This is a genomic window from Streptomyces sp. NPDC030798 (genome assembly GCF_055572275.1).
This window is the reverse complement of the sequence record NZ_JBVIDR010000009.1, coordinates 138,715-146,372: the sequence shown is the minus strand read 5'-3', so window position 1 is coordinate 146,372 and position 7,658 is coordinate 138,715. Positions and strand designations below refer to the sequence as shown.

Genomic DNA, 7,658 nt, shown 5'->3' with positions numbered 1-7,658 from the left:
AGGAACCCGGCCGGGTTACAGATAGTCCTCCAGCCGCCCCACCGTCAGTCCCCGTTCCTGGGCCCTCCTGAGGACCCGGGCCGTGCGGTCGCTCAGGGGTGGGCCGCTCGCCTCGTCGGGGCCCACGACGATGATGTCGCCGGGGCGGAGGTGGTGGGCGCCATGGGTGTAGACGAGGTCGGACGGGGTCATCGCGGCGCGCCAGAGGACGAGGGTGGAGATGCCGCAGTCGGCGGCGGCGCGGCGGGTGGTGGTGTCGTACGCGCCGTAGGGCGGGCGGAAGAGGCGGGGGCGGACGCCGAGGCGGGAGTGGAGCTTGTCCTGCTGGCCGCAGATCTCGGTGCGCTGGCCGGCGTACGGCAGCCCGGCCAGGGCGCGGTGTTCGAGGGTGTGGTTCTCGATGCCGGCGCCGGCTGCGCGAAGGCGGGCGAAGTGGCCGTAGCCGGGGCCCACGACGCTGTCGGTGAGGAAGAGGCTGACGGGCAGCCGGAGTTCGCGGACCATGTCGACGAACCGGGGGTCGCGTTCGGCGCCGTCGTCGTACGTGAGGAAGACGACCTTGTCGGACGTGCGGATGTGGTCGACGACCCGGGGCAGGCCGGCGCCCGGCCGGCGGGCGGTGAGCGGGCGGGCCGGGTGGCTGGGCGGGGCGGCGAGCGGGGCGGCCAGGCCCCAGCGGCGGTAGGCGCGGTCCACGGCCGCCGGGCGGGGCGGCCGTACCTCCTGGGCCGCCCGCTTGCCCAGCCGTTCGATGGGGTCGACGGACTGGGCGCAGCCGGCGAGGAGCAGGGAGGAGGCGAGCGCGGCGGCGAGCGCGCGTGCCGGACCGCGTCCCGGGCTCCTCCCCCGCCTCACAGGTAGTCCTCCAGGCGGGCCACGGCGTAGCCCTCGCGCGTGACCTTGTTCAGGAAGCGGCGCATGTCGTCGACCATCGTGCCGTCCCAGTCGTCGGTGCCCCGGAAGTGGGTGAGCACGATGTCGCCGCGGCGCAGCTTCTGGTCGTCCTCGCGGTACTCCCAGTGGTCGACGTACACCTCCTCGTTCCAGATGGGCGCGTACTGGATCCCGCAGGACTTGGCGGCGATCAGGGTGTCCTGGTTGTAGTTGCCGTAGGGCGGGCGGAAGACCTTCGGGCGCTTGCCGAACTGCTTCTGCATGATGTCCTGCATGCCGCAGATCTCGTCCTGCTGCTGCTCGTAGGTGAGACCGGGCAGGTAGGGGTGGTGCAGCGTGTGGTTGTTGAGGGTGTTGCCGTAGGACTGCGCCTTGCGGAAGTAGCCGTAGTCGTCCTTCACCAGGTAGTCGCTGAGGAAGGCTGTGTACGGGACCTTCAGGTCCCGCATCATCTGCAGGAACCGGGGGTCCTTCTCCGCGCCGTCGTCGATCGTGAGGAAGACGATCTTCTGTGTGGTCGGGATGGTGGTGAAGACCGGCGGCAGGTTCCAGTCCTCCTGGTGGTCCACCTCGAATCCGGCCCGGGCGGTGATCCTCGGTTTTGTCGCGGGCGGCGGCGGAGGGGTCAGCGGGACCTGTTCCAGCCCCCAGCGCCTGGCCGCGGCGACCAGCCGGGCGTGTTCGGCGGCGAGGCGCTTCGCGCGGGTGGCCGGGTCGGCGGGGCCGCCCCGGGCGGGCTGCTGACCGGGGGCGGGGTGGGCGCCGGAGTCCGCACCGGGGGCGGCGCAACCGGACACGAGGGCGGTGGAGGCCAACGCGGCCGCCCCGCAGCGGAGGGCGAGCTTCTGGAGCCGTGCCCGAAAATTGTCATTTTGTACTACGACTCGCATGGGGTCGGATCCAACCAGGCTCCGGCCCCGAATCCGGCCCGACACCGCCGCCGCCGGGCGCACGGTCCACCGACTGGCCCACAATGACCCGGTGAACGACCTCGCCCCCCTCCTCACCCCTGAAGGCCGCGCCCTCCTCGACGAGGTCCGCGACACCGACCCCGCCAAGGAGCTGGCCGTCGCCACCCGGCTGCGCCGCGAGCACCCCGCCGAACTGGTGTCGGCGGCCCTGGGGCAGGCGCGGCTGCGGCAGCGGGCGGCGGCGAAGTTCGGGGCCGAGGACGCCGGGCGGATGTTCTTCACGCCGAACGGGGTGGAGCAGTCCACCCGGGCGAGCGTGGCGGCGTACCGCGCCCGGCGGTTCGGGGAACTGGGCGTCACCTCCGTCGCCGATCTGTGCTGCGGGATCGGCGGCGACGCGATCGCGCTCGCGCGGGCCGGGATCCGGGTCCTCGCCGTGGACCGGGATCCACTGACGGCGGCGGTGGCGCGGGCGAACGCCGAGGCGCTGGGGCTCGGCGAGCTGATCGAGGTCCGGGAGGCCGACGTCACGCAGGTGAGCACCGAGGGCTACGACGCCGTGTTCGCGGACCCCGCCCGGCGTGGCGGCCGGGGCCGGATCTTCGACCCGGAGGCGTACTCACCGCCCCTGTCCTGGGCCGTCGCCACGGCCCTCGGCGCGCCCCGCGCCGCCCTGAAGGTCGCCCCCGGCATCCCCCACGAGGCGGTCCCGGCCGAGGCGGAGGCCGAGTGGATCTCGGACGGCGGGGACGTGAAGGAGGCGGTCCTCTGGTTCGGGACCGAACCGGGCCTGGTCCGCGCCACCCTGCTGCCCGGCCCGCGCACCCTCCGCTCCCGCGGCCTGCCCGACCCGCCCGTACGGCCCGTGGGCCGGTACCTCTACGAGCCCGACGGCGCCGTCATCCGCGCCCACCTGGTCGCCGAGGTGGCCGACCAGGTGGACGGCGGGCTCGTCGACGAGACCATCGCGTACGTCACCTCCGACGCCCTGCACCCCACGCCGTACGCCACCGCCTACGAGATCACCGACCAACTCCCCTTCAATGTCAAGAAGCTGAAGGCCCTACTGCGCCGGCGGGAGGTCGGCGTCCTGACCGTGAAGAAGCGGGGGTCCGCGGTGGAGCCCGAGGAACTGCGCCGGAAGGTGAAGCCGCAGGGCCCCCACGCGGCCACCGTGTTCCTCACCCGGGTCGCCGGGGCCCCGACCATGCTGCTGGGACACCCGGTCGGCGGCTCTAGTCGTCCAGTGCGGTGACAGTGCGGTCGGGGAGCACGCGGACCCGGGCCCGGCGGCTGACGGTGTAGGCGGCTTGGTGTGCATCGCCGGCGTAGTAGGGGTTGGCCTCGAGCAGGAGCAACTGGCCGACCGACCGTGCATCGTCGGCGACCATGGCCAGCAGGTTCACCAGTCGCTTGTGGTGCGGCGCATGGGGGCGGTCCATCCCCCGGGTCACGGCGTGGTTCAGCACGGCTCGCACCCGGCTCTTCGGGATACGCCGCGGACCGGAGGCGCCGAGCGCCGGGGACGACTGGCGACCCAGATACGCCAGGTAGGCATCCACTCCCGCCTCCGGATCGAGCGCGTAGAGCCATTCGCGGGCGTGCTCGTCCCCCTCGCTCGCCTCCATCAGCAGGCTCTGCGCTGCATAGACACCTCCGTACGGGGCCAGGGCACTCCCCAGCCGTTCGGCGACCCGTCCGATCCAGGTCCAACTACGGGACGTGTCCCGCTCGTACGACAGATGAGGCGAGAGCCTGCCGTCGAGGATGGCGGCACGGATAGCTTCAAGACGGACCGGGGTGCCCCAAGCCGCCGAGGTGACAGCGGCTCCCACCGAGACGTACGGGTCGGAACTCTCGAGTGGTGCCTGGAGCTCCGCGATCGTGCCGGGCAGATGATCAAGCGCTTCCAGGGCCAGCCAGCGCACCTGCCACGCCATGGAGACATCGCCCGCGAGCGCGAGCAGTTGCTCACGCAGTCCCTGACCATGGCCCGTGGCGCAGAACCGGGCCACGGCGCCGATCAAGGAGATGCTCTTGAAGGTCGTCGTCCCGTCGGAACGAACGAGGTGGAGCAGGCGCTCGGCTCCGCGCTCCCCTCGAAGGTCCAGGTAGGCGACGGCCAGGGTCTCGCGCTCGAAGCACCAGTCGTTGTCCCGCACCAGAAGGTCCGGCAACAGTTCCTGTGCCTCGGCGTCACGCGACTCCACCAGGGCCAGCCGGACATCCGGCATCAGGTTCCAGCCCTGCCGCTCTTCGGCGAGAACCACAGCCGTACGCAGGACGGGCGCGGCAGGGCCGCCCGTCCTGCCCAGCGCCCTGATCAGCGCACCTGCCTGGTCGACGAGGTCCGTGTCGATGCTGAATCCTGCGGGCCTCCGCCGCCCCGACAGCTCTTCCAGCTCGCGGACCAGCATCGGCACGGCGGCCTCCACGCGCAGGATGCCAAGCGCTTCGATGATCGCGTTCCGGAGCGTGGCGTCCAACTCCGGCCGCAGAGACAGCAGGCCGAGCAGTCGTTCGCCCACGCTCCGTCCGCCGTGTGCGGCCAACGCCTCCACCAGGTCCGTGCTCGCCGGTTCCCGGGCGTGGTCGTCGATGTATGCGATGACCTCGTCCAGTTGTTCCTCCGTGCCCACCATCCCCACGATCGCCTCGGCCGCCCGTCGCCGCTCCCCCTGATAGGGCGAACTGCCCAGCAGCGACCACACCGACCGGACGATCTGCTGCCGCAGTTCCACGTCGGCGACCCGGGGGCCGCCGGCCAGGCACCGGGCGGCCAGGAGGAGATCGGTGTGGAAGAAGTCGTCGTGGGGCAGTGTCAGTTTGCCGCCCTCCCCCACGGTGCGGGGTTGCTCGGGGTCCAATTGCAGCACCCCCGTCAGCAGGGGTGTCGCATCCCCCAGCGATCCCGCCAACAGCAGAATCACCTCTTCCCACCACGGGTCGTACCGCGCCCGCACCGCCCGCCGAATTCCGGCCTCCCCACGCTCCAGCAGGGCCCCGGCCGTGAAGTGCTCCTGGAGGGTCAGATGGAGGAAGCCGTACCAGCCGTGCGCCTGGGCCTTGAGCAGGCCGTACTGGGCGGCGATCTCGTCCAGGATGGCAGGGGCGTCCTCGGCCGGCAGTGCGATCGTCGGCAGGAACACGGCGATCTGGCGCAGCAGATCGTCCTCCGGGAAGTACCGCATGCCCCTCTCGTGGTAGTGGCACGCGATCTGCTTGAGGAGGTCCTGCTTGCGGTCGGTGGTGAACCTGCTGTACCGGGAGATCTTGCGGTGCGCGTCCCACTCCCGCAGCAGCACCTCCACGCACCGCCGGTACAGCGCGGCCCGCCGCTCCGGCAGCTCCAGGTCGCGCTCGTAGACGATGGCGATCAGGCTGAGGAGCAGCGGGTTCGCCGCGAGGGTGCGCAGGCGGGCGTTGCCGGACAGGGCACGGACCAGACCGCCGCGGCGCCGGTCGCGGGTGCCGAACCAGTTGGAGACGAACGTCTCGATCTGCGGCCACTCGAAGTCCAACGCCTCCAGGACCTGGAACTGGGGCAGCCCGCCCCGCCAGCCGTGCCGGCGGCAGGTCGTCGCGATCAGTGCCCGCGGATAGCGTGTGGCCAGGCGGGTGATCTCCTCGGTGGCCCTGTAGTACGCCCCGGCCGCCGCCTCGGCGCTCTCCCCGCCCAGCACCTCGTCCAAGCCGTCGAGCAGCAGCGCCGCCGTACCGTCGGTGAGCTTTTCGGCGACGTAGTCGCGCGCACCGGTGAAGCCGTACTGGTCCGCCCAATGTTCGGCCAGGAAGTCGAGCATGTCCTCGTGACCGCTCTCGACGAAGCGGAACAGGTCGACATAGGCAGGGAGCTCGGGCAGTGTCCCGTCCTCCGGGCGGCGCGCCATGCGCAGGGCCAGGTGGCGCAGCATCGTCGTCTTGCCGGCGCCAGGGTCGCCGACGACGACGATGCGCTGATAGCGCTGGATCGCCTCCGCCGGGGCGTAGGTCTGCGTGCTGCCGGAGGCGTCGGCCGACCGGGTCTCCCGGATGTCGTACTCGTCCCGGTCGCGGCCGAACTCATCGTCCTGCACGAACCGCAGCGGCTGCTGTTCCTGGACACGCACCTGTACGTAGAGGTCGTCCAGGCGCAGGGGGCGGGACATGTCGAGGATCTTGAGCGTGGACAGTTCCCGCACCAGCCGGGTGCAGTAGGCGGCTGCCTCCGCGGCGAGGCCGTCCCGGCGGGCGGCGAGGTGCTGGGCCGTGCGGGCCTGCTCGCGTTCGGCCTTCTCGGCCGCGCGCCGGCGCTCCCGCTCAGCGGTGCGCTCCTCCCGCGCCACTCCCACTCCTTGCGACTCCGGTCCGCGCTGAGCTGGAGCTCGATCTTCTCCCGCTCCAGTGCCCTGGTACGCCTCGTCTGCCAGAGGGCCACCCCGCCCCCGAGCACCGCGACGACCACGCCACCGGCGGCCGTGACCACTGCTGCGCCGTCCACCGAGCCCCCGCCCGTCTCCCGTATCCGACTGCCAGTCGATTCTGGCAGCGACCGGCCCTGCGGGAGGGGGCGTTCACGACAACTCCCCGGCTCGGCGCAGCAGCAGTTGCCGCTCGCGTTCGTTGCGCGCCAGCCCGGCCGCCCGGTCGAACTCGGCCCGCGCTTCGCCCGTGCGGCCCAGCCGCTGGAGCAGGTCGCCGCGGACGCTGGGCAGTAGGTGGTAGTCGCGCAGGGCGGGTTCGGCGGCGAGGGCGTCCACGAGCCGCAGGCCCTCGGCGGGGCCCCGGTCCATCGACACGGCGACGGCGCGGTTCAGCTCGACGACCGGGGACGGGGTGCGGGCGGCGAGCAGGCCGTACAGGGTGGCGATGGTGCGCCAGTCGGTGTCCTCGTAGGTGTACGCGTGCGCATGGCAGGCGGCGATGGCCGCCTGGAGGGCGTAGCGGCCGGGTGCGCCGGTGGCCGTGGCGTCGGCGCGGGCGAGGGCGCGGATGCCGCGGGCGATCAGCATGCGGTTCCAGCGGCGGCGGTTCTGGTCCCGCAGCAGCACCGGGGTGCCGTCGGGTGCGGTGCGGGCGGCGGTCCGGGAGGCCTGGAACTCCAGGAGCGCGGTCAGGGCGTGCACCTCGGGTTCCTTCGGCATCAGGGCGGACAGCACCCGGGCCAGACGCAGCGCGTCCTCGCACAGACCGGGGCGCAGCAGGTCGTCGCCGGCGGTGGCCGCGTACCCCTCGTTGAAGATCAGGTAGATGACGTCCAGGACGGAGTCGAGGCGGGCCTCGCGGTCGGGGCCGTAGGGCACCTCGAAGGCGACGTTCTTCGTGGCGAGGGTCTTCTTCGCCCGGACGATGCGCTGGGCGACGGTCGGCTCCGGGACCAGGTAGGCGCGGGCGATCTCGGCCGTGGTCAGGCCGCCGAGCAGGCGCAGGGTGAGCGCGGTGCGGGCCTCGGCGGAGAGCACGGGGTGGCAGGTGGTGAAGACCAGGCGGAGCAGGTCGTCGTCGATGTCGTCGGGGTCGCCGGGCTCCTCGGGCGGGACCGTGTCCGACAGGTGCCGCCCGATCTCCCGCAGCTTGCGGGCGTAGGTCTCGCGGCGCCGGACCAGGTCGACGGCGCGGTGCCGGGCGGTGGCCATGAGCCAGGCGCCGGGGTTGTCCGGCACGCCGTCCCGAGGCCACTGCTCCAGCGCCGCGACCAGGGCGTCCTGCGCCAGCTCCTCCGCGATGCCGACGTCGCGCACGATACGGGCGACGCCCGCGACGACCCGCGGGGACTCCAGGCGGAAAACGGTCTCGATGGCGCGCACGGCGGTGGGCCGGGGCACGGCGGGCTGTGGTTCCACAACCCACCATGCAACACCCCCGTACGGCAGG

General features: G+C 72.5%; 5 protein-coding genes. 1 reads left to right on the top strand and 4 read right to left on the bottom strand.

The window, feature by feature from the left end; translation table 11 throughout:
- Positions 1-15: 15 nt before the first annotated feature.
- Together ACZ404_RS21745 and ACZ404_RS21740 are read right to left on the bottom strand one after the other, a co-directional pair.
- A complete protein-coding gene (locus tag ACZ404_RS21745; RefSeq protein WP_468442261.1) occupies positions 16-855 on the bottom strand; it encodes a polysaccharide deacetylase family protein in 840 nt (279 codons plus the stop codon).
- The gene (locus ACZ404_RS21740; RefSeq protein ID WP_468442259.1) at positions 852-1,784 is read right to left on the bottom strand and encodes a polysaccharide deacetylase family protein; all 933 of its coding nucleotides are present in this window, start codon (positions 1,782-1,784) and stop codon (positions 852-854) included. Before ACZ404_RS21740 ends, ACZ404_RS21745 begins: the two co-directional genes overlap by 4 nt.
- Before the next feature lie 91 nt (positions 1,785-1,875).
- On the opposite strand from ACZ404_RS21740, the gene ACZ404_RS21735 reads away from it, so the two are divergent.
- A complete protein-coding gene (locus ACZ404_RS21735; protein ID WP_468442257.1) occupies positions 1,876-3,060 on the top strand; it encodes a THUMP-like domain-containing protein in 1,185 nt (394 codons plus the stop codon).
- Here ACZ404_RS21735 and ACZ404_RS21730 read toward each other — a convergent pair.
- Both ACZ404_RS21730 and ACZ404_RS21725 read right to left on the bottom strand, forming a co-directional pair.
- The gene (locus ACZ404_RS21730; protein WP_468442255.1) at positions 3,041-6,130 is read right to left on the bottom strand and encodes an NACHT domain-containing protein; all 3,090 of its coding nucleotides are present in this window, start codon (positions 6,128-6,130) and stop codon (positions 3,041-3,043) included. The two genes, ACZ404_RS21735 and ACZ404_RS21730, sit on opposite strands and share 20 nt — an antisense overlap.
- 228 nt (positions 6,131-6,358) lie before the next feature.
- On the bottom strand, positions 6,359-7,627 hold the full coding sequence (locus ACZ404_RS21725; RefSeq protein WP_468442253.1) for an RNA polymerase sigma factor: 1,269 nt from the start codon (positions 7,625-7,627) through the stop codon (positions 6,359-6,361).
- Positions 7,628-7,658: the final 31 nt, after the last annotated feature.